16 protein-coding genes are annotated in these 20,959 nt (G+C 51.0%); 7 read left to right on the forward strand and 9 right to left on the reverse strand.

Annotated elements, in window-relative coordinates; all coding sequences use genetic code 11:
• Positions 1-50: 50 nt before the first annotated feature.
• Positions 51-1,940: a beta-glucoside-specific PTS transporter subunit IIABC gene (locus ACYVUV_RS10250; protein WP_439774694.1), complete on the forward strand. Its 1,890-nt coding sequence runs from the start codon at positions 51-53 to the stop codon at positions 1,938-1,940.
• 133 nt (positions 1,941-2,073) lie between these two features.
• Positions 2,074-3,561 carry a glycoside hydrolase family 1 protein gene (locus ACYVUV_RS10255; RefSeq protein WP_439774693.1) on the forward strand — a complete coding sequence of 496 codons (1,488 nt, stop codon included), beginning with the start codon at positions 2,074-2,076 and terminating at the stop codon, positions 3,559-3,561.
• Between the two features lie 97 nt (positions 3,562-3,658).
• Here ACYVUV_RS10255 and aroD read toward each other — a convergent pair whose 3' ends face one another.
• The 3 genes from aroD to ACYVUV_RS10270 form a co-directional block, all read right to left on the reverse strand.
• A complete protein-coding gene (gene aroD, locus ACYVUV_RS10260; protein WP_439774692.1) occupies positions 3,659-4,417 on the reverse strand; it encodes a type I 3-dehydroquinate dehydratase in 759 nt (252 codons plus the stop codon).
• Positions 4,418-4,460: 43 nt separating this feature from the next.
• Positions 4,461-5,681: an MFS transporter gene (locus tag ACYVUV_RS10265; protein WP_439774691.1), complete on the reverse strand. Its 1,221-nt coding sequence runs from the start codon at positions 5,679-5,681 to the stop codon at positions 4,461-4,463.
• A gap of 102 nt (positions 5,682-5,783) precedes the next feature.
• Positions 5,784-6,719: a shikimate dehydrogenase gene (locus ACYVUV_RS10270; protein ID WP_484499308.1), complete on the reverse strand. Its 936-nt coding sequence runs from the start codon at positions 6,717-6,719 to the stop codon at positions 5,784-5,786.
• Positions 6,720-6,903: 184 nt separating this feature from the next.
• On the opposite strand from ACYVUV_RS10270, the gene ACYVUV_RS10275 reads away from it, so the two are divergent.
• On the forward strand, positions 6,904-7,824 hold the full coding sequence (locus ACYVUV_RS10275) for a LysR family transcriptional regulator (RefSeq protein ID WP_439774689.1): 921 nt from the start codon (positions 6,904-6,906) through the stop codon (positions 7,822-7,824).
• A 143-nt stretch (positions 7,825-7,967) separates the two neighbouring features.
• On the opposite strand, the gene ACYVUV_RS10280 is transcribed toward ACYVUV_RS10275, so the two are convergent.
• Together ACYVUV_RS10280 and ACYVUV_RS10285 are read right to left on the reverse strand one after the other, a co-directional pair.
• Positions 7,968-9,752, reverse strand: a complete 1,785-nt coding sequence (locus ACYVUV_RS10280; RefSeq protein ID WP_439774688.1) for an FAD-dependent oxidoreductase — start codon at positions 9,750-9,752, stop codon at positions 7,968-7,970.
• A gap of 118 nt (positions 9,753-9,870) precedes the next feature.
• Positions 9,871-11,052 (reverse strand): MFS transporter, encoded by a 1,182-nt coding sequence (locus tag ACYVUV_RS10285; RefSeq protein ID WP_484499309.1) that lies wholly within the window; start codon positions 11,050-11,052, stop codon positions 9,871-9,873.
• A gap of 215 nt (positions 11,053-11,267) precedes the next feature.
• On the opposite strand from ACYVUV_RS10285, the gene ACYVUV_RS10290 reads away from it, so the two are divergent.
• From ACYVUV_RS10290 to ACYVUV_RS10300, 3 genes are all read left to right on the forward strand, one after another.
• The gene (locus ACYVUV_RS10290) at positions 11,268-12,020 is read left to right on the forward strand and encodes a YczE/YyaS/YitT family protein (protein ID WP_484499310.1); all 753 of its coding nucleotides are present in this window, start codon (positions 11,268-11,270) and stop codon (positions 12,018-12,020) included.
• Positions 12,021-12,133: 113 nt separating this feature from the next.
• A complete protein-coding gene (locus ACYVUV_RS10295; RefSeq protein WP_439774685.1) occupies positions 12,134-13,360 on the forward strand; it encodes an MFS transporter in 1,227 nt (408 codons plus the stop codon).
• Between the two features lie 725 nt (positions 13,361-14,085).
• Positions 14,086-15,009 carry an L-lactate dehydrogenase gene (locus tag ACYVUV_RS10300; protein WP_484499311.1) on the forward strand — a complete coding sequence of 308 codons (924 nt, stop codon included), beginning with the start codon at positions 14,086-14,088 and terminating at the stop codon, positions 15,007-15,009.
• Between the two features lie 53 nt (positions 15,010-15,062).
• Here ACYVUV_RS10300 and ACYVUV_RS10305 read toward each other — a convergent pair whose 3' ends face one another.
• Complete coding sequence (locus ACYVUV_RS10305) at positions 15,063-15,986, reverse strand: LysR family transcriptional regulator (RefSeq protein ID WP_439775094.1); 924 nt, start codon at positions 15,984-15,986, stop codon at positions 15,063-15,065.
• 101 nt (positions 15,987-16,087) lie between these two features.
• Here ACYVUV_RS10305 and vprA point away from each other — a divergent pair, with 101 nt between their 5' ends.
• A complete protein-coding gene (gene vprA, locus ACYVUV_RS10310; RefSeq protein WP_439775095.1) occupies positions 16,088-17,530 on the forward strand; it encodes a vinyl phenol reductase in 1,443 nt (480 codons plus the stop codon).
• 158 nt (positions 17,531-17,688) lie between these two features.
• Here the strand turns inward: vprA and ACYVUV_RS10315 are convergent, their stop codons facing one another.
• The 3 genes from ACYVUV_RS10315 to ACYVUV_RS10325 form a co-directional block, all read right to left on the reverse strand.
• Complete coding sequence (locus ACYVUV_RS10315) at positions 17,689-18,531, reverse strand: hypothetical protein (RefSeq protein ID WP_439775096.1); 843 nt, start codon at positions 18,529-18,531, stop codon at positions 17,689-17,691.
• A 25-nt stretch (positions 18,532-18,556) separates the two neighbouring features.
• Positions 18,557-19,495 (reverse strand): ROK family glucokinase, encoded by a 939-nt coding sequence (locus tag ACYVUV_RS10320; protein ID WP_201330023.1) that lies wholly within the window; start codon positions 19,493-19,495, stop codon positions 18,557-18,559.
• A gap of 166 nt (positions 19,496-19,661) precedes the next feature.
• Positions 19,662-20,786 carry a 5-methyltetrahydropteroyltriglutamate--homocysteine S-methyltransferase gene (locus ACYVUV_RS10325; RefSeq protein WP_439775097.1) on the reverse strand — a complete coding sequence of 375 codons (1,125 nt, stop codon included), beginning with the start codon at positions 20,784-20,786 and terminating at the stop codon, positions 19,662-19,664.
• Between the last annotated feature and the right edge of the window lie 173 nt (positions 20,787-20,959).

The following is a 20,959-nucleotide window of genomic DNA, read 5'->3' on the forward strand; positions in this document are numbered from 1 at the left end:
TGGCTTGCGGGTTTTTATTTTGACAAATTGTAAAAGTGAGGATAACGATTATGGCAAAAAATTACGATGAACTAGCCAAAGACATCGTCGCGCACGTCGGCGGGGAAGAGAACGTCTCCTCCCTCAAGCACTGCGTGACCAGACTGCGCTTTGTGTTAAAAGACGAATCCAAGGCTGACACCGACTACCTGAAGAAGCGCGACGGGGTCATCACCGTTGCTAAAGCCGGCGGCCAATACCAAGTGGTTATCGGCAACGAAGTCGCCGACGTTTACGACGCGGTTCTCAAAAACTCCCACATCAAGGGGGTTGGGGAAGTCGCTGAAGACGACGCGGAAGACGCGCCTAAGGGCAACCTCTTCGACCGCTTCGTCGACTTGATCTCCAGCATCTTCCAGCCTTTCCTGGGCGCCCTCTGTGCCGCCGGTATGCTTAAAGGCGTAACTGCCCTCCTGGCTGCTACTGGGATGGCTTCTACTAACGGTATTTACATCATCTTCAATGCCATGGGCGATGGGATGTTCCAATACCTGCCATTCTTCCTGGCCTTGACTGCTGCCCGGAAGTTCAAGCTTGACCAGTTCACTGGCCTGGCACTGGCTGGGGCTATGCTCTACCCGACCTTGAGCACGACCGTTAAGGCGACTACTACCTTCTTCGGCCTGCCGATCAAATTGCCGAGCGGCGGCTACTTCCAAACGGTGATTCCAATTATCCTGGCCGTTTGGTTTGCCTCCCTGGTTGAAAAGCGGATGAAGAAATGGATGCCAACTGACATCAAGATGTTCGCTGTTCCATTCTTCACCCTTCTGATCTCAGTACCTTTGTCCATACTCTTGATCGGGCCAATCGCCAACACCCTGTCAAACTGGGTTGGGGTTGTCTTCCAGGCTATTTACAAGTTCAGCCCGATGCTTTACGGGGCAGTTCTTGGTGGGCTCTGGCAAGTACTGGTTATGTTCGGCCTGCACTGGGGTCTGGTTCCTCTGGCTATCATGGACTTTGCCCAAAAGGGCTGGTCAGTTCTCCTGAACCCGTCAGTTGCCGTCTGCTTCGCCCAAACTGGGGCTTTGGCTGCCATCATGATCAAGACCAAGGAAAAGAAGGTCAAGGAGCTTGCTACCCCGGCCCTGATTTCCTCAATCTTCGGGGTTACTGAACCGGCTATCTACGGGGTTACCCTGCCGATGAAGACGCCATTCATCATGACTTGTATCGCTGGTGCCATCCAAGGTATCTACTGCGGCTTAACCAACGTGACTGGTTACGCCATGGGTGGTATGGGAATCTTCGCCTTCCCTTCATACATCAACCCTAAGACTGGTTCATTCGCCAGTGTGATCAACCTGGCTATCTGCGCGGTCATCTCACTGATCCTTGGCTTTGCCTTGACCATGATGACCAAGGTTCCTCGCCTTTACGGGGAAGAAGAAACTACTCAAACTACTGAAACTGCTGCTCCAGCAGAAGGTCCTTCAGTAACTGTTGCCGGTGAAACTATCCTGGCCCCAGTTGCCGGTGAAGTTTGCCCGTTAAGCGAAGTAAAAGACGAAGTCTTCTCTTCCGGCGCTATGGGCGATGGCATTGCCATCAAGCCAAGCGAAGGTCTTTTGAAGTCACCAGTTGACGGCACGGTCAGCCTGGTCTTCCCAACCGGCCACGCTATTGGCCTGAAGAGCAAGAACGGCGCGGAAATCTTGATCCACATCGGCATGGACACGGTTGAACTTAACGGCGAAGGCTTCGAAGTCCTGGTCTCCAAGGACCAAGAAGTCAAGGCCGGCCAGCCACTGGTCAAGTTTGACCTGGACGCTATCAAGGCCAAGGGCTACGACCTGACCACGCCGGTCATCATCACCAATTCCAAGTCCTACCATGAAATTGGCGACAGCAAACTTAGCGCGGTTAAGGCCGGCGACCAGCTGCTGGCTCTGTCCTAGCGGCAAAACACTAATACATATTTCTCTCAAAAACGTTCATGGAAAGATTTGCCTCCGGCAAATCTTTTCGTGCATTAAACACAGGTAATATAGCTAGTAAAAATAAAAGCAATAACAGATAAGGAGATAAATCATGGCAAAATTTCCAAAAAACTTCCTCTGGGGCGGGGCCACTGCCGCCAATCAGTATGAAGGCGCCTATTTAGAAGACGGCAAGGGCCTCAGCACGGCCGATGTAATGACCAACGGCTCCCACACTGAAGCCAGAAAGATCACCTGGAAGAACCCGCAGACCGGGGAAAGCGGCTATGTGCCAATGGCCTTTGGCCAGTCAATGACCTTCCCGGAAGGAGCAGAACCGGCTGTTTTGGACGGCTACTACTACCCAAGCCACACGGCAACTGACTTCTACCACCACTACCAGGAAGATATCAAGCTGATGAGCGAGATGGGCTTCAAGTGCTTCCGCCTCTCCATCAACTGGGCCCGGATTTTTCCAAATGGCGATGATGACCAGCCAAACGAAAAGGGCTTGGAATTCTACGAAAAAGTTTTCCAGGAATGCCGCAAGTACGGCATTGAACCTTTGGTTACCCTGTCTCACTATGAAACTCCGCTTAATCTCTCTATCAAGTACAATGGCTGGACCAGCCGCAAGCTGATCGACTTCTTCGTCAACTACGCCAAAACGGTCATGCAGCGCTACAAGGGCCTGGTTAAATACTACCTGACCTTCAATGAAATCAACATGATGAGCCTCAGCCCTTACATGGCAGCCGGTATTTTGACCGATGATGCCCAAAGCAAGGCCCAAGGCGCCCACAACCAATTCGTGGCCAGCGCTTTGACGGTCAAGGCGGCCCGGGAAATCGACCCAGAAATCAAGGTCGGCCAGATGCTGGCTTACGGCCCGGTCTACGCCTTGACGGCTGACCCGAAGGACCAATTGAAGGCCCTCAAGCAAAGCGACGCCACCCTCTTTTACAGTGATGTCCAGACCGGCGGCCGCTACCCAAACTGGATCTTGAAGAAGTACGAAGCTGAAGGGATCAAGCTGGACGACGAAGACAGCGACTACGAGCTCCTGGCCCAGTACCCGGCTGACTTCCTCAGCTTCTCCTGCTACTCTTCATCCGTTGTAACCACCCATGAAACTGACGACACAGCTGGCGGCAACCTGGCCATGGGGGTCAAGAACCCTTACCTTAAGACCAATGACTGGGGCTGGACGATCGACCCGGACGTATTGCGGATCGCCTTGAACCAGCTCTGGGACCGTTACCACAAGCCGCTCTGGATCGTGGAAAACGGCATCGGGGTCAAGGACCAGATCAGTGAAGACGGCAAGATCCACGACCCGGAAAGAATCTCCTACCTGCAGCAGTGCATCTCTTCCATGCGCGACGCCATCAACCTCGACGGCGTTAACCTGATGGGCTACGAAATGTGGGGCTGCATCGACCTGGTTTCCGCCGGAACCGGTGAAATGCGCAAGCGCTACGGTTTTGTCTACGTTGACCGCGATGACAAGGGCGAAGGCAGTCTCAAGCGAATTCCAAAGGACTCCTTCTACTGGTACAAGAAGGTTATCGCCAGTGACGGCGAAGATTTAAGCAATTAGCCTAAGAAAAAAATAACAATCTCTCCCCACCAAAAAAGCTCCCGTATCGCGATTGATACGGGAGCTTTCTTTTCAGGAAAAGCGTTTCTCTTGGTTATTAGTGCAATTCCAAGTAATTTTCAGCGTTTCTCAAGTCTTCGATTGACAATTGACCAGGTGCTGAAGTCTTGCCAACGGCACCGAATGACAAGCAGGAGCCGAAGACTTGGCCGGCAATCCGGCTGACCTTGCCCAAGTCAGCCATTGCCATGGTGATGATTGGCGTTGAGAGTACCTTGCGGGCGTCGTTAGTCGCGCTCAAAAGGGTCAAAACGTCGTCAGCGCTGTGCGGCATGCAGGCCAGTTTTGGCACGTCAGCACCCAATTCAGCCATCTTCTTCAAGCGGAATTCGATGACATCCTTGGCTGGCACCTTTTCAAAGTCGTGGTTGCTCATGATAACTACCACGTTGTAGTTGTGGGCTTGCTTAACCAGGTCCTTGACTCTTTCTTCATCGTGGAAAAGTTCGATGTCGACCGCGTCACCCAAGCGGTTGGTTACTACAGTAGCCACCAGATCCAGGTATTCGTCTTCACCCAGTTCCAGGACGCCGCCTTCGTTCTTGGTTCTGAAAGTAACCAGAACTGGCAGTTCGCCGACTACGTCCCGCAAAGCCTTGGCCGTAGCGATCAGCTTTTCATTGTCCTTGATGCCGGCTTCGTAGTAGTCGATCCGCCATTCCATGATGTCAGGCTTGGCAGCCGCAATTTCCTTGGCTGAAGCCAGAATTTCTTCTTCAGTCACGCCGACGTTTGGCACGGCAATTTTTGGCAGGCCTTCGCCCAAAACAATGTTTCTAACTTTTACAGTAGTCATATTAATACCTTCTGTTTTTATGTTTTTTGCTTTTTTAAAAAAATTACTTCTTCAGTGAACCAAACAGGTGCTTGTAACGGATAGCAATGATGGTCGTGTCCACGAAGCCCAGCAGGGCAACGATCACGTCAAAGAACATAACTTCTCTCATCCCTGGCAAAGCGTTGATGACCAAAGGAATAGTGAAGGAAGCGATTGAACCGGCAGTGTAGAAGAAACCAGTAACCGTCCCCTTGCCAGCTGGGAAGAAGTCGGCCATAACCGTCAAGCCCAGCTGCATTACGCCACCAGCGGCAAAGAAACCAACGGCGAAGGCCAGAATGCCCATCAAAACGGCGCTGGCTGGGTATGCCCACATCAAGAAGATGGCGATAAAGGCACCCAAAGTGTAGATTGGGACCAATTGCACTTCCTTGAACTTGCGGCCGATCACTGCAGTAAACAGAACGCAGCAGATTGAACCAAGTGAGTACCAGGAAACCAGGGCGTGGGCAGCGCTGTCGCTCATGTGGCTGATTTGTTGCCCGTATTGGGTCAGCATTTGGCTGACCATGTAGAAGGTAGCTTGGGAAATGTAGCCGTAAAGGATGAACAAGGTACCGTCCAGCCACTTGTTGGACTTGACTGCCGGCTTGTCGCTGTCAGCAGCAGCCGCTGCTTCAGCTTCTTCAGCCTTCTTTTCTTCAGCTTCAGCAACTGCCTTGGAGTCTGGGAAGGCACCCTTAAGGAAGTAGATGAAGGTGATAACCAGGATGGCAGCTGGAATCACGATTGACCAGCCGTACCATGCGCCGGCACTTGCCAGGCCGCTGACGATGAATGGCAAGAGGAACTGGGCGCCAGAGATGAAGGCCTTCAAAACAACGTTGGAAGTCCCCTTGGCATCTGGGAAGATTTCCATCAAGGCTGGGTAAGTACCAGTGTCCAGGAAGGAGTTGGCCATCCCGGCGCAGATCCCCAAAATGTAGGCCACAGTCACGCTCTTAGAGAAAAGCAGGCCGACGAAGAAGATCAGGTAGAAGACGATCCCCAATTGCACGAACGGCTTTCTGCCGAACTTGTCAGACAGGATCCCGGAAATCAGCAGGTTGATGATTCTCCCAACCCCCAAAGAGGAGACTACGGCAATGGCGCCGGTCGCGGTCGTGCCCCACTGGTGGGCCAGGTTGGTGGCGTTTTGCGAAATAATGATAACGCCCATCCCGTGCACGAAGTAGTTCATGTACAGCATGAAGGCAGTCATCATGTATTTGTTCTTTTTCATGATTTTGTCCTTCCAAAAATACCTTCTGTCGGCGAGTATTCAGCTGCAGAAGGTATTGATTTAAACCAATTTCTATTAAATTTGCAGGTTAAAAATTACAGATTACTTGTTGGCATCCATGATTTCCTGGATGTAGTCGGTTGGCATTTCCTTGCCAGTCCACAGCTTAAAGGCAGCGGCACCTTGTTCGATCATCATGCCGATCCCGTTGTAGATGTGCTTTACGCCGGCCTTTTCAGCGACTTCCATCAGCTTGGTCTTGCGTGGTGCGTAAACAGTGTCGGAAACAACCATGTCTTCGTGGAACCATGATGGGTCTTCAACCAAAGTCTGGTCTTGCAATGGGTTCATCCCTACGCTGGTAGCATCGCAGTAGATGTCTGATTCAGCGATTGACTTCTTGAAGTCTTCCTTGTCTTCCAGGTGGTGAACGCTGGCCACGCAGTCAGTTTCCTTGTTGATGGTTTCAACGTTCTTGACTGCTTGTGCCCACTTGTCGTCGTCCCGGTTGAAGATGCGGATTTCCTTGGCGCCTTCCAGAGAAGCAGTAACAGCGATTGGAGTAGCGGCACCGCCGGCACCAGCCAAAGTGATAACCTTGCCCTTAACGTCTTGGCCGTCCTTCTTCAAGGCCCGCAGCCAGCCCATGCCGTCAGTGGTGTAGCCGGTCAAAACGCCGTGTTCGTTGACGATGGTGTTAACGGCGTCACACATTTGTGAAGTCTTGTCCAGCTTGTCCAGGTAAGGGATGACCTTCTTCTTGTTTGGCATTGAGACGTTTGACCCCCGCATGTCCAAGGTCCGGATAGCGTCGATAGCGCCTGGCAGCTTTTCGTTGTCGATTTCAAAGCAAAGGTAAGCCCCGTTCAAGCCCAACTTGGCAAAAGCATTGTTGTGCATGGTTGGTGACATGGTGTGGCGGATCGGGTAAGCCATCAAGCCTACCAGGATCGTGTGCCCGTCAAGCCAGCCGGTGATTGGGCCGTTAACGCCTTGAATCTTCGTTTCTTCAATCTCGTTGTTTCTTTCGTCTGCCATTTCTGGAATCTCCTTTAAACTTATACAACAAGTTACTTTTTTCTCAATTCACTATTATGTTATCGTTTTCAGCTTTCGTGATAAATAAGGCAAGGCAAAATTATTGATAAAAGCATTTTATCAGTTCTTGTTTAACGGTATAATATAGGCATGGAAAAACTGTTGTGATGATTTGGAGGCAAATATGAACATTCGACATCTGCGTTTCTTCGTCGAGCTGGCCAAGACGGAGCACATGGCCAAGGCCGCTGAAAAGCTGGGCATCTCCCAGCCTTCCCTCTCCTACGCCATCAGCAGCATTGAGGAAGAACTTGGCGTGCCCCTTTTTGAAAAAGAAGGCCGGAACATCCGCTTAACCAACTATGGCAAGATCTACCTGGAATACGTCAAGAGCGGTTTAAGCGACCTGGACCGGGGCGGCGAATACATTGCCGAATTGCTGGACGTCAACCGGGGTCATATCCGGGTCGGCTTCACCTTTACCATGGGCCAGGACTTGATTCCCCAGCTGATCTACAAGTTTAAGCAGGAAAAAGACACCAAGGACATTTCCTTCTCCTTCGTGCAGGGGACAACTGACGATTTGGTTGAACAGCTGGTCAATGATGACCTGGACCTGGTCGTCTCATCCGCTCCTGACCTGCCTGGCCCGGAGGACAAGGTCGACATCTCCCACCTGGTTGACCAGGAAATGCTGGCTGTCGTCCCCTTCTCCAATCCTCTAGCCAAAAAGGACTCTGTCTCCCTGGCTGATTTGGCCAAGTTCCCGATGATCTACTACAGCAAGCAAAGCGGCCTGCGCCAGCGCCTGGACAAGATGTTCGCTGAAGCCGGCGTGAAGCCGAAGATCGTCATGGAATCCATGGAAGACCACACTATCATCGGCTTCGTTCACTGGGGCTACGGGGTAGCTATCGTGCCGCATTTGCCCCAGCTGGACCCGCAGACGGTCAAGCTTTTGCATATTGAAAACAATGTCGGCGTTCACCCGATCTTTGTCGTGAAAAAGTCCGACCACTTCTTGACCCCGGCCGTAACCAGATTCGAACAATTTATCAAGTCTTACTGCCGGAAGCATTACAATAACGAACATAAACTCGTTTAACAAGAAAAAGCCCAAGCATCAGCTTGGGCTTTTTTAGCAAGTTTTTGTAAGGAAGAAGGTTCCCGCGGCAAAAAAGGACAAAGTGTATATTTTCACATATCCCCTTTTTGCCTTAGGAGGAAATTTGTGAATAGTTAGCAATGCTAGTGGCTGGCGCCGGAAGTTGCTTCTGGCTTAGGAGCCGGAGCGTGGCTGGCGCTGGTCACGGCGTCAAGCACGTAGTTGTTGGCATTGTCAGCTGCGGCCGTACCAGCAACGAAACCGGAAGCGTAGGACCAGGAGTTCATCATTGACGGCATTGAGTCCTTGCCGTTAGCCCCGCCAACCAGTTCACCAGCAGCGTAGAAGTTGGCAACTGGCTTAAAGTCGTTGTCCAAAAGCTGCATATCCTTAGTGGCTTCGTAGCCGCCCATGGTGGTGCAGAAACGGAGCTTTTGTTCAATGACGTAGTAAGTGTCGCCTTCAAGTTCATGCAGGAACTTGGCATCGCGGCCGAATTCCGGATCGCGGCCAGCCTTGGCGTATTCCTGGTAGTGGTCGAAGGTTTCCTTCAAGTTGCCGTAGTCGATGCCAGCCTTTTGCGCTACAGTGGCCAGGTCACCCTTGACCAGAACTGGGCTCTTTTTGCCATCATTGGCAAAGAAGCCTTGGACTTCTTCAGCAGTGAAGCCGTACTTAAGCATCAGTTCGTAGTAGCGGTCCCAAATCCGCTGGTCCATCAAGACAAAGCAAGTCTTGTCCTTTTCATTGGCGATCGCGTCACGGAAGTGGGTGTAAGGCAGGCTTTCGTTGACTACCCGCTTGCCGGCCCGGTTGACAAAAATTGCCCCCATGTCGCTGGCTTCCTTGGTTGAGTAAGTAGTCAATTTGGCAATGCCAGGTTCAACTTCCAAGCCGTGCGGGTAGACCTTGTACCAGTCCAGGTTCCGGGTAACCAGGTTCATGCCCTTGGCAAAGCCGAAGTAGTCACCGGTTGAAGTCATTGGCCCGTAGTAAGGAATATCAGTCTTGTGTTCCTTGAAGTCCTTGGCGCCCCAGCCACCGGCTGCTAAAACCAGAGACTTGAAGTTGACCGTGGTGGTTTGGTGCTTGCCTTCAGCAACCAGGCTGGTCAAAACGCCGGCAGGGTTCTTCTTTAATTCTTCAACCCGGGCGTCGGTCAACAGGATCCCGCCCTTGGCCTTGAAGGCGTCAGCCACCTTGGTTACGACTTCGTAAGAACTTTGGCTTGGCATTTCCACTTGCCGGTTGACGCTGTGTTCAATGGTCTGGGTTTCCGCCTTTTGGTAGGTCAAGCCAGCAAAGTCAGTGATAAAGTCGATGGCCTTGCCGATGTTGTCGGCCAGCAGATGGGACATTTCCGGGTAGTTGGTCCCCCGGCATTCTCTGGTAATATCGTCAAAAAGGCGCTGGGCTGAGTCTTCTTCAGCTAAAGAGCCAAAGATTTTCTTGGCCAGTTTTGACCCGGTAGCGGTCACGTTGGACCCGTTTAAGATTGAAGCCCCGCCGACATAGCCGTTCTTTTCCAAAACGACGACCTTCTTGCCCATGGACAAGGCCCGGCAGGCAGCGATGAGGCCGGCCATACCGGAGCCGACAACGGCCACGTCAACGTCCAAAGTAACAGCCTTGTGGCTTCTGTCAACTGGCCGGGGAGCTGGCTCAAGACCTGCTTCGTCCAGCGCCTTTTGTCCGGATTCCAAGATGGCCTTGGTCATGATGGTGGCCCCGGAAACAGCGTCAACATTGAAGCTGTTGGCAGCCAGAACGTTGTCGCGGAGCTGGCCGAAGGCCTGGTTGAAGACAGCCTTGGTTTCTGAACTCTTGGTTACCTTGATATCGGCGATTTCTCGGTTTTCGATTTCGATATCAAAGTCGATTTCCCCGTTACGGCCTTGTGCTTGCGCTTTAAGTGTTTCTTTGCTCATGAGATCTTCTCCTGCTAATCATTTTTCTACAATCGCTTTCATTATAAAAAGACCGGAAACTTAAAAAAATAAGTCCCGGTCTTTTTATTAATAGATCATCTTTATTGAAAGTGGTATATTAATTAGTCTTACCCTGCTTTTTCTGCCCAACCCGCTTAACCACGAAGGCCAAAGCCGTGCCAAGCAGCATGTTGGCCACGTTCAAAAGCAGGATCAAACGCGGGGCAGCCGCGCCGGTCCGGGCCGTAATGGAAGCCGCCAGCTGGATGATGGCGAAATTGGCAAAGGCAGAGAAGAAGCCGCCCCAAGACTGGACAGTTGCCTTCATGTCCGGGTACATCTGCCCCAGGACGCTTTGGCCCAGCTGATAAAGGCCGCTGGCCGCGAAGAAGCCTACCGCCAGACTGGTCAGGTAGAGAATCTGCGGGGCCTTGATGAAGTAGGCCAAAAGCAGGCCAGCCGCGCTGAGCAGGGGGTACCAGATCAAAATGTCGATTTCCTTGACCCCTTTTTTAATGATAAAGGAGTTGAAGAGGACGGCAATTGAGGCCCCGACCGCGTAGACTGACTGCAAAGAGCTGGGGTTGGCGATCCCGTAGGACTTGGCCAGTTCCTGGTAGGTGTTGATCCAGAGCAGGAAGGCAGCCGTGGAGGTAAAGCCCATCAGAACCAGGCTCCAGACGCCCAGGTTGAAATCGTGCTTGGCTTTTTCCTGCTTTTTTGGACCGCTGACCTGGTCTGGATATGGTGAAAAGGCCAAAATCAAGGCCATGACGATGTACAAGATGCCAGCCAGCATGAAGACGGTCCGGTAGCCCGAACCCAGGGCCGTCCCCAGCAAAATGGCTAAAGGCAGGCAGAATTGGCCGATATTGATGGCAAACTTGGACATCAGGCCCGCTACTGAGGCGCTTTCTGGGAAAATTTCCATCAAGGCCGGGAAGTTGGACGCGTTCAAGAAGGAATTGGCGATCCCGCCCAGAATCCCGATAATGTAGGCAACAGCAAAATTCGGAGCGTAAAGCAGGCCGATGTAGTAGACTGCCCAGAGCAAGTGGCCGATGACGGCTGAGGCCCGGCGGCCAAAGTGGTCTGAAATAGGGCCAGTGATCAAGATGGAGACGATCCCCCCGATCCCAACAGCGCTGACCACGCTTAGGACTCCGGAAATTGAAGAGTGCCAGAGGGAGGCAAACTGGGGCTTGAACTGGGCCAGAAGGGACATCCCAATCCCCATCATAAAGTATGAAAAGTAAACGGTCGTTGCCGTGGCGGCATACCGGTGCTTCTTAGCTGACATAGCTTTCACTCCTTTTGTTGTTTTTCTCACTTTTCAGTATACCGTAAACCGCTTACATTTAATAATAAGCAATTTTATTTTATTGATAGATTCGTCCTATTGAAAATGTTTCTAAGCTTGCACTTGTTTTTATAGATAAATTCTATTGGATATATGATAATCAATAGACTAAAATTGTTAATACTAAATCAGATCTTTTTTCATTGAGGCATATTTTGGATATCAGCAAATCTCACTTTTCTCTCCATACTCTTTTGTCTTCCTTTAAGCCAAAAACAGGTGAAGGCTTTGACCCTCTACCCCGCCGCCTGGCAGCTTTGGCGATCGGCCTGGTCTTGAACGCTTTTGGCAACGGGATCACCATTTCCAGCAATATCGGCACGGCTCCCTGGGGGGCGTCAGAGGTCAACCTGGCCCATATTTTCCATACCAGCATTGCCCTGGCCATGTTTTTGACCGGCTGCCTGGTAGCTCTGGTCAACCAGCTGCTCTTGCGGCGATTCGACCTGCCCCGCTTTTTGGGTGAGGTCGTCTTTATCGCCTGCTTCAGCTACTTCATCAATTTGTTCACCAGCCTCTTTTCCGCCCTTGGCCTGCCGGGACTTCCTTTGCCTTGGCGGCTGGCGGCCGGGCTTTTGGGCATCATGACTTTAGGCTGCTCCATTTCCTTTTATCAAAGAGCAAACTTGATCATGCACCCCAACGACGACACGACCAACATTCTCCGCTTTCTCTATTGCAGAAACAAGGTCGTCCGGGCCCAGCTGATCAACTTCAGCGTCCCGCTTTTGCTCACTGGCATCTGCTGGCTTATTACGGGCAAAATCTATGCTGTCAATATTGGCACCCTCCTTTGCCTCCTGGTCAACGGGCCGATGATTGCTTTAGCTGACCGGCATCTTTGGCCCAGCCTCCACCACAATATCGCCCTGCCAAAGGCCATCAGCGACCGGGCAGAAAATAATTAAATAACTATTGTTTTCCAATATCCCTTGACAATCTTAAGAAAAACGCAAATAATTGGTAGCGATACAAAATAAGTAATGTCCGTGAGCATTAATTTTGGAGGTACAAGTTAATAATGGATAATACCAGCTCAATGTCCACTAACCAAAAGTGGGTTTTGGCCTCCATGTCTTCCGGCTTCTTGCTGGAAAACATGGACGTCATGTTCCTGTCATTCTCCCTGTCGGAAATCATCGCGCAGATGCACATCAGCTCCGCGGCCGGCGGCTGGATCGGAACTTTTACCAACCTCGGAATGTTCTTCGGTGGCGCGCTCTTTGGGCTGCTAGGAGATCGTATCGGCCGGGTCAAGACTTTCAGCTATACGATCTTTCTTTTTGCCATCGCGACTGGCTTAACCTACTTTGCCCACAACATCACCGCCCTCTACGCCCTCCGCTTTTTGGCCGGGATCGGGGCCGGGGGTGAATACGGGGTCGGGATTGCCTTGATCGCGGAAAACTTCCAGGCTAACCAAATCGGCCGGGCCAGCTCAGTGGCGGCCATCGGAGGCCAAATCGGGTCTATCGTGGCTGCTCTTCTGGCTGCCTGGATCATTCCGGCATATGGCTGGAATACTCTCTTCCTCTTTGGGATAGTGCCGGTTGTCTTGACCTACTTCGTCCGCCGCCACGTCAAGGAAAGCGAGGAATTTTTGGCCGCTCACAAGAAGGCAGAAGAAATGAGTGAAAAAATCTCCTTCGGCCGTTTGTTTGAAACGCCCCGCCTGGCTTTGCAGACCTTGGGCCTGATGGTTATGACGATCGTACAGATCGCCGGCTACTTTGGCTTGATGAACTGGCTGCCATCAATCGTGCAGCAAAAGCAGGGCCTGTCAGTTTCCGGCTCTTCTTACTGGATGATCGCTACCATCATCGGCATGAGCATTGGGATGCTGGTCTTCGGCACAATCATGGACAAGATCGGTCCCCGCTGGGCCTTTGGCATCTTCCTTTTGGGCAGCGCGGTCGTGGTCTTTGCCATCGTCAATGTAACCAGCTACTGGGCCATGCTTTTGGCCGGAGCCTTGACTGGCTTCTTCTCCAACGGGATGTTCGGCGGCTACGGGGCGGTAATCAGCCAGCTCTACCCGACTGAAATCCGGTCCACGGCCAACAACTTGATCATGAACACCGGCCGGGCCATTGGGGGCTTCTCTTCCGTCATCATCGGCGCCCTGATGGACCACTACAACCTGTACGTGGTTATGGGCTTCTTGTCCGCCCTCTACATCATCAGTTTCCTGGTCATGATCACCCTGCCAGGCCTCAAAGAAATCCAGGCCAAGAAGCGGGCTGCTTAAGGCAGGAAATACAAAAACTAGTAAGCAAAAAACTAGAAAACAAACAAGAATTAGAATATCTACCATGTCACGGCTCCCATCCTGCTGGAGCCGTTTTTCTTTTGGTACCTACCTTTTAGAAAAGTTGACCAGATCACAAGCTTAATTATCTGCAGTTTTTCTTTTCTCCCAACCGCTTACAAAAAGCCCGCTTTTTTAATAATCAAAAAAGTAGGCAATTTTTTTGATTATTGAGATAAACCGTAGTACTATATTCTTCGAAAGTTATGCGGCTAGTTATTTTTCTCATTTTTTCTCCTTCAGTCGTTATAATTTTCGGTACTACTGACGGGTGGCGATCCGAGCATGCCACCGGTTGGTAAAACCTCTTAACAGGTTCTGGAGCGGCTGTTGCCATGCTTTTGCTTTTCTATTATGTTACTTGTTTTTTACAGGCAAGAGCCGGCTCTGAACTCAGATATGTATTTCAACATTTTTCGGTTCCTGTCTCTTACAGACAGACAAACTTATTTTTTCCTTACTCATCACATGCGGCGCCACTACTCCTATCACTAACAGGCGCCGCCAAGCAAACTACTTTGTCGTAGTAAGCTTAAGTTTTATCACATCACATCACATTTCTAAGAAACGCAGTCCTCTGGGCCGCGTTTTTTATTTCCCAGGAAATATTTGACCCGAATTCAGTTATAATAAGGTTAACGAATTTCCTTGAGGGAGGAACAAATATGAATAGAAAAGTCCTGCTGGTTGGCGATGGTGCTGTCGGCTCCAACTTTGCCAACGATTTATTGCAAACGACGCGGGTGGACGAACTGGTCATCTGCGACTTGAATAAGGACCGGGCCGCGGGCGACTGCCTAGACCTGGAAGACTTGACCTACTTCACGGGCCAAACCAAGCTCAGAGCTGGCGACTACAGCGACGCGGCTGACGCTGACGTGGTAGTTATCACGGCCGGCGTGCCCCGCAAGCCAGGTGAAAGCCGCCTTGACTTGATCAAGAAGAACGCTGCTATCTTGAAGAGCATCGTTGATCCGGTCGTGGCTTCTGGCTTCAGCGGCATCTTCGTCGTTTCCGCCAACCCGGTCGACATCTTGACCACTTTGACCCAGAAATTGTCCGGCTTCCCGAAGAAGCGGGTCATCGGGACCGGGACTTCCCTGGACTCAGCCCGTTTGCGGGTGGAGCTGGCCAAGCGGCTGCAAGTGCCAATTGAATCAGTCAATGCCTGGGTTCTGGGCGAACATGGCGACAGCAGCTTTGAGAACTTCTCAAGCGCCGTGGTCAACGGCAAGCCCCTGCTTGACTATCCGGGCATGACGAAAGAAGCCTTGGATGAGATTGAAGCCCACGTCCGGGAAAAGGGCGGCGAGATCATCGGCAAAAAGGGCGCGACCTACTATGGCGTAGCTATGATGCTGGCCAAGATCGTAGCTGCCATTTTAGAAAACAACGACCTGGCCCTGCCTCTTTCTGCTCCATTGCACGGGGAATACGGGATCAAGGATGAGATCTACCTGGGCACCCTGGCCATCATCAACGGGCAAGGGATCAGCCACGTGCTGGAATTGCCGTTAAATGATAGCGAATTGGCCAAGATGCAGGCCTCAGCCGCGACGATGAAGGCTACCCTGGACTCTTTAAAATAACAAAATAAGCATGAAGCAAGTTTTAACTTGTTTCATGCTTTTTATTTTGCATGCTATTTTTTCTTTTTCTCCCGGTCAGCGACGATGCTGGCAGTAAACTTTTTCAAAGCCGGAGACTGGTCATCAGCTCTGAAGACTAATTGCATAGTATAGTTCTGGCTGATCCGGGCCGAGTGAAATCTCTTGAAGACAAGGCTGTCATCCGGCTGGCTGAACTTGTCCAGCAGGTCCTTAGGCAGATAGGCCAGGCCCTGGTCCAAGGAGCAAGCCAAAAGCAGGTTTTCCAAAGACGCGACCCGCTTAATCTGGTATTGGCCGACATCGCTGCCCAGCGTCGCCAAAAAAGTATCCTGCATGTACTGGGAATTTTCACTGCTGTAGTAAAGCAGGTCCTTGCCCACGAGATCTTTTTCCTCAAGATAAGGCTTTTTAGCCAAAGGGTTCTGCCGGCTGAGCGCCAGCATCATCTCCCCTTGATAGACATCGATAAAGTCGTAAAGGCGGCGGTTGAGCTTGGTGTAGCGGCCATAGTTGTTGATGAAGCCGCAGTCCAGCTTTTTCAAAGCCAGGTCAGACAAGATATGCTCCACCGATTCCTCGACGATATTGAACTTGATCTCATCCTTGCCTTTTTTCTGGTAATTCAAGACCTGCTCACGCAGCAAGACCCCGTCAAAAGCTGAGAAAAAGCCAATATTCAAGTGGCTGACCTGCTCTTGGCCGATCTTCTGGGCCAGAGTCACCATGTCTGAAAACCTGGTCAAATAGTCTTCCACTTCTTTAGCAAAATATTCACCGGCTGGGGTGAGCTTGATCCGGTTGCTGCCCCGGGAAAAAAGCTGCATCCCCAGTTCCTCCTCCAGCCGCTTGATCAAGCGGGAAACCGCCCGCTGGCTGACGTAATTCTCCTCTGCCACGCGGTCGAAGCTGCCTGCCTGGGCGACTTTTACAAACATCTGCAATTGGTTCAAATCCATTTACCCGTACCTCAATGTCCATCTGGCGACCTATTTACACCTACAATTGTACTACGAGACCGGCTTATAATGTAAGCGAAAACATGAAGGAGGAAATACAGATGACTTTGAAGAAGCAATACGATTTGGTAATTGTCGGCGGCGGGGCTTCCGGTTTCGCTGCAGGTTATGAAGCAGCCCACAACGGCCTGGACACGGTGATCCTGGAAAAGGGCCACTCAATCGGCGGCAGCGGTAACCATGTTGAAGGTATTTTCGCGGTCAACTCATTCATGCAAAAGAAGCATGACGACTACAAGCTGACTGAAGAAGACGCCTTGAACGAAGAATTGAGCTACTCCCACTACAAGGCTGACACCAACACCTGGAAGCAATACATCGCCGGCTCAGCCGACATCATCCAATGGTTGGACGACTTGGGCGTTAAGTGGCTGGACGTTGAACCACTGGGCAGCGGTGAAAGAACCTGGCACTTGTTTGACGGCCGCTGTGAAGCTGTCATCCACCAAGTTATGGCACCTAAGTTCCAGGAACTTGGCGGGGAAATCGCTACTCAACACGAAGTCGAAGAACTTTTGACTGAAGGCGGCAAGGTTGTCGGCGTCCGCGTCAAGAACCTGGCTGACCAAACCGTTAGCGACATCAAGGCCAAGAACGTCATCCTGGCAACTGGCGGCTACTTGAACAACAAGGACTTGATCGCCAAGTACACCAACTACAACGCTGACCAATTGATCCCATGCAACTCAGGCAAGAACACTGGTGACGGCCTGGAATTGGCTTGGAACGTTGGCGCTCAACGTTACGCTATGGGTATGGCTATGCTGTTTGGTGGCTACATCAAGGACCCAGACAAGCCAAGCTACATCTACCGTTACGACGAAATGAACGGGGCAGCCAACCAGCAATCACTGCTTTGGGTCAACGAAAAGGGTCAACGGTTCGTTAACGAAGAAGTTGTTGACAACTTCTCAGAAGCCGGCAACGCCCTCTTCACCCAAAACAAGTTCTACACTATCGTTGACCAAAAGACGATTGACCACCTGCAAAACGAAGGCCTCTACAAGGCAATGGGGACTTACGACTACCACGACACCAAGCTTCCACACCTGCAAGCAGAACTTGATGAAGCTTTGGGCCGGAACGCTAAGTTCTTGACCAAGGCTGACAGCATTGAAGAACTGGCTGAAAAGCTGAACCTGCCAGAACTTAAGGCAACTGTTGACCGTTACAACGAACTGGCAGCCAAGGGCGAAGACGTTGACTTCGGCAAGAGCAAGGACTTCATGATTCCAGTTGCTGAAGGCCCATTCTACGCTATTGAACAAGGTATCGGTGCCTTCTGTACGATGGGTGGCTTGAAGGTCAACTTGGAAAACCAAGTCCTTGACCAACAAGGTGCAGCTATCGAAGGCCTGTACGCTATCGGTAACGACGCTGCCGGCATGCTGATCGGCGACACTTACGGCCCGAACATGCCAGGTACTGAAGGTGGCTACTGCTTCTACTCAGGCAAGCACGTCGCTGACCTCCTGTCCAAGTAAGACTGACTTTTGGCTTCTGGTTTCAATACTAAGCAATTTATCCTTGACAATATTTAAGCGATCAAAAACGAGACAAGCGCTAAGCTTGCCTCGTTTTTTGCGTGCTATGAAAAAATATCAACAAAAAAGTACTGGATTTTCTATCCAGTACCCTTTCATTAAACCTTTTTGTTAATACCATCCCACCATGAGTCATATGCTCTTTCGCCCCATTTGGATCCGTAGCCGGCAGCACCAATCATTCCGTCAACCCAGCCTTTCTTACCGTCTAAACGAAGAGTACACCATTGATGGTGGAACTTGTTCCGGTAAACATGTTTGGACTTCATACCCATGTACTTCAAAACCATCTGTGTCGCATCAGCAGTACCGGCACATGAGCAGTAGCGATTGATAAACACGCCATAAGCCGTATTGTAATATGGCTTCTTCATCGAGTATCCATCAAACTGATAAAAGCAATACACATAGTAGGCGGCGAGTCCGGCCCTTTTAAGGTCAGTATCGCCTTTTTCATGTCCAACAGCTTTGACGATAGTTTTTGCAATCTTTTGGGCAGCTACCGTATGGTTACCCCGCTTTGACCGTGAGTAACGGTAAACACGGCCATTACGGCCATAAATGTACTTTAAGCTTACACCAACAGTTGCAGAACCATCTTTTTCAAAGTGATATCTTTTGCCTTTGATCGTTTTGTAGCCTGTCGCCTTTTGGCCATTACTCAAGTAATAAACTTTATCGCCTGACTCATTAGTTGACCAGCCCTTTTTATGGACAGTACTCTTCTCTGTATTAGTCGCTTCAGAGCTATCAGAACTCTCTGTGTTCGTCTCAGTATCGTCAGTAAATGGCACGGAACTGGTTTCTGTAGTCTCAAGACCATCTGAATCAATGTATGTTCTAGTATAGGTCTCAGCAAAGACTTTCTTGCTCACGGCGTATGATCCCGTTGTGGCAACCAGTGCCAACGCAATAGTAGCTTTCGCCAATAGTTTATTCATAGAAATCCCTTTTCTACACTCAATCTTACAAAACCATCTTAACGGCGCCGTACATGCCGGCATCGTTGCCCAGTTGTGCCAGGGCAATTTCCGTGCCTTCAGAAGCGTGGAAGGCTGCTTCAACGAAGTACTTTTGCACCGTGTCGATCAAGATTTGACCAGCCTTGGAGACCCCGCCACCGATAACGTAGACTTCCGGGTCAAAGACGCAGGAGATGGAAGCCAAAGCCGCGCCCAGGGTCTGGCCGACAAAGTCAACGATTTCCAAAGCCAGCTTGTCGCCTTCCTTAGCCGCGTCAAAGACGGCCTTGGCGTCAAGTTCTTCAACTTCGCGCAGGCTGGATTCTTCATTGCTTTCCATCAAAAGTTCCTTGGCCTTGCGGGCAATACCAGTCGCGGAAACGTATTGTTCCAGGTGGCCCTTCTTGCCGCAGCCGCAGAGCTGGGTTTCATCCTTGTTGACCAAAAGGTGGCCGATTTCCCCGGCAGCACCGAAGGCACCAGCAACGATCTTGCCTTCAGAGATGATCCCGCCGCCGACACCGGTACCCAGGGTAACCATGACAACGTTTTGGTGGCTTTCACCACCGCCTTGCCACATTTCACCCAAAGCGGCAGCGTTGGCGTCGTTGGCTACCTTGACTTCATCCAGGCCAGTCAGCTTGCGGACCTTTTCAGCCACGTTGAAGACGCCCCAGCCCAGGTTGACGCAGCGGTTAACGATTTCGTCGTCCAGGATTGGACCTGGCACGTCGATGCCGATCCCGGCTACTTCTTCCTTAGGAATGTCCAGTTCCTTCAGCTTGTCGTTCAGAGAAGCCGCGATGTCAGGCAGGATCTTGGCCCCGTTGCCTTCTTTTCTGGTTGGGATTTCCCACTTTTCGGACAATTCGCCGTTGGTTTCAAACAAACCAATCTTTACAGTGGTACCACCGATGTCAACACCAAATGCATATTTTTTCAAAGTAGTTGCCTCATTTCTTCAATGTTCTCTTTTTGCTAGTCCTATTATAAAGAAGAATTCAGCTTTGCGAAAGCGCTTCGGCTGACTTTTTGAAAAAATTATCAGACATGTGACACTTTTTCCAAGTATCAAAAAGATGCCCCGCGCAAGGAGGCATCCCTATTGATTATTCAGCATCTGGCCAAACTTCCTTAGCCGTGTCGATGACCAGCTTGATCTTGGCCCATTGTTCTTCGTCAGTCAAGTGGTTGCCTTCTTCAGTTGAGGCAAAGCCGCACTGAGTGCTGAGAGCCGTGGTAGCCAATGGATGGTACTGGCCGGCTTCCTTGATCCGGGCCTTCAAAGCTTCCGGGTCTTCCAATTCCGGCTTCTTGCTGGTTACCAGGCCCAAAACAACTACCTTGTCGGCTGGCACTTCAGCTAAAGGAGCGAAGTCGCCTGACCGGTCGTCGTCAAATTCCAGGTAGAAGGCGTCCACCCCTTTTTCCTTGTAGACATAAGGAGCAGCTGGGCCGTAGCCGCCTTCTGAAGCCCAAGTTGAGTCGTAGTTGCCCCGGCAGATGTGGGTCGTGATCCGCAAGTCTTCTGGCAGGTCAACCAAGGCATTTTCATTGATTTCCTTGTAAAGCTGCAGGACTTCTTCGCGCTTGAGGTGGCCTTCGTCAAAAGCATGCCAGAAACTGTCGTTGACCAAGACGCCCCAAGTACAGTCGTCCAGCTTGATGTCGCGGGCACCGTGCTTGTACAAGTCCAAAATCAATTCCCGGTAGACCTTGGAAACGTCCTTAGCCAGTTCTGCCCGGTCTGGGTAAACGGCATCAGTAGCCGCGATCAATTCATCGTTGCGGCAGATCAGTTCACAGTAGAGCTGAGCCGGGGCTGGGATACTCTGACGGGCTTCAACGCCAGCCGCATCCGCCAAAGGCTTGAGGAAGTCAAAGGCTGCCACGTCCGGGTGGCCGGCTTCATAAGTCAATTTGCCAACCAGCTTGGCCGCGTCTGGCCGGGTTTCTTCATCATGGAAGAAGTAGCCATGATCAGCCCGCACGTGTTCTACCCCGCCAAAGCCCCAGAAGGTATCCAAGTGCCAATAGCTGCGGCGGAATTCCCCATCAGAAACTACCTTTAAGCCGGCAGCGACTTCTTTTTGCACCAGGGCCTTGATTTCCTGGTCTTCTACGGCCGTAAGCTCGGCCTGGCTGATTTCGCCGCGGGCAATTTTTTCCCGGGCTTCCTTTAATGCTGCTGGACGCAAGAAACTGCCGACAATATCGTAACGTGGAAATGACATCTGAATTACCTCCGAAGTTTTTAAATCGTGTTTTTAATTTGCTCTTAATGCTTGTTATTATAGCCAGATCTCGTTATGATTGAAAATAGCTATTTTTATCATGTATCGATAGATTTAAACTATGGAGAGCTAAAAGAAAGAGCCAGCCGGTCCAAAAGTGGATCAGCTGGCCC

Source organism: Lactobacillus sp. WILCCON 0149, from assembly GCF_057197965.1.

Coding starts and splice junctions, on each gene's coding strand:
- ACYVUV_RS10265 (WP_439774691.1), bottom strand. CDS start 5,681: ATGAAAAAGAACAAATACATGATGACTGCCTTCATGCTGTACATGAAC.
- ACYVUV_RS10275 (WP_439774689.1), top strand. CDS start 6,904: ATGAACATTCGACATCTGCGTTTCTTCGTCGAGCTGGCCAAGACGGAG.
- aroD (WP_439774692.1), bottom strand. CDS start 4,417: ATGACTACTGTAAAAGTTAGAAACATTGTTTTGGGCGAAGGCCTGCCA.
- ACYVUV_RS10305 (WP_439775094.1), bottom strand. CDS start 15,986: ATGGATTTGAACCAATTGCAGATGTTTGTAAAAGTCGCCCAGGCAGGC.
- ACYVUV_RS10280 (WP_439774688.1), bottom strand. CDS start 9,752: ATGAGCAAAGAAACACTTAAAGCGCAAGCACAAGGCCGTAACGGGGAA.
- ACYVUV_RS10285 (WP_484499309.1), bottom strand. CDS start 11,052: ATGTCAGCTAAGAAGCACCGGTATGCCGCCACGGCAACGACCGTTTAC.
- ACYVUV_RS10255 (WP_439774693.1), top strand. CDS start 2,074: ATGGCAAAATTTCCAAAAAACTTCCTCTGGGGCGGGGCCACTGCCGCC.
- ACYVUV_RS10295 (WP_439774685.1), top strand. CDS start 12,134: ATGGATAATACCAGCTCAATGTCCACTAACCAAAAGTGGGTTTTGGCC.
- ACYVUV_RS10300 (WP_484499311.1), top strand. CDS start 14,086: ATGAATAGAAAAGTCCTGCTGGTTGGCGATGGTGCTGTCGGCTCCAAC.
- vprA (WP_439775095.1), top strand. CDS start 16,088: ATGACTTTGAAGAAGCAATACGATTTGGTAATTGTCGGCGGCGGGGCT.
- ACYVUV_RS10270 (WP_484499308.1), bottom strand. CDS start 6,719: ATGGCAGACGAAAGAAACAACGAGATTGAAGAAACGAAGATTCAAGGC.
- ACYVUV_RS10250 (WP_439774694.1), top strand. CDS start 51: ATGGCAAAAAATTACGATGAACTAGCCAAAGACATCGTCGCGCACGTC.
- ACYVUV_RS10325 (WP_439775097.1), bottom strand. CDS start 20,786: ATGTCATTTCCACGTTACGATATTGTCGGCAGTTTCTTGCGTCCAGCA.
- ACYVUV_RS10315 (WP_439775096.1), bottom strand. CDS start 18,531: ATGAATAAACTATTGGCGAAAGCTACTATTGCGTTGGCACTGGTTGCC.